The sequence below is a fragment of the Actinoallomurus acaciae genome (assembly GCF_042429965.1).
GTDB classification, from domain to species: domain Bacteria; phylum Actinomycetota; class Actinomycetes; order Streptosporangiales; family Streptosporangiaceae; genus Actinoallomurus; species Actinoallomurus acaciae.
The window spans coordinates 1-704 of sequence record NZ_JBHLZP010001232.1; the positions used below are offsets into that span (position 1 = coordinate 1).

General features: G+C 75.1%; 1 protein-coding gene. It reads left to right on the top strand.

Annotated elements, in window-relative coordinates; genetic code table 11:
- Positions 1 to 147 precede the first annotated feature (147 nt).
- The coding region (locus ACFFNX_RS51830) for an alpha-(1->3)-arabinofuranosyltransferase domain-containing protein (protein WP_378213875.1) at positions 148 to 704 on the top strand (557 nt) is incomplete at its 3' end.

Consider the following 704-nt stretch of genomic DNA (forward strand, 5'->3'; position numbering starts at 1 on the left):
GGAGGCGGTCGTGGTCCGCGACGCGGACGGAGAACGGGTCGTGGAGGGCCCGCTCCGCGACGAGGTGCTGGAGCGGCGCGAGGCGGAGCCGCTCCGGACGGCCACGGAGCTCGAGCGGCTGCTCGGACGGGCCGGTGGATGGCCGCGGTGACGACGGACCCGGCGGCCGCGGAGCGGCCGTCCGGAGATGAGGAGGCGGCCGGCGAGCCGGATCCGGTGCTGCGCGAGCGGCTGCGCGTCCTGCTGTGCTGCGCCTGCCTGAGCCTTCTCGCCACGGCCACGCGGCCCGGCCGGATCATCCCGGACACCAAGATCGACCTGCCGCTCGCCCCGGCGCGGTTCCTGGGCCGGGCGCTGCACCTGTGGGACGTCGAGCAGTTCGGCCAGTTGCAGAACCAGGCGGCCGGCTACCTGTTCCCGATGGGGCCGTTCTACGTGCTCGGGCACCTGATCGGGCTGCCGGCCTGGATCGTGCAGCGGTTCTGGCTCGCGCTGCTGCTGTGCGCGGCGTTCCTCGGCACGCGGCGGCTCGCCGAGCGGCTCGGCATCGGCTCGCCGGGCGCGCGGTCGGCGGGTGCGATGGCGTACGCGCTGAGCCCGCACGCGCTGGCCGTGATGGGCCTCAACTCCTCGGAGTACCTGCCCCTGGCGATGCTGCCCTGGATCATCGTGCCGCTGGCCACCGTCACCCGCCGCGACGGCAC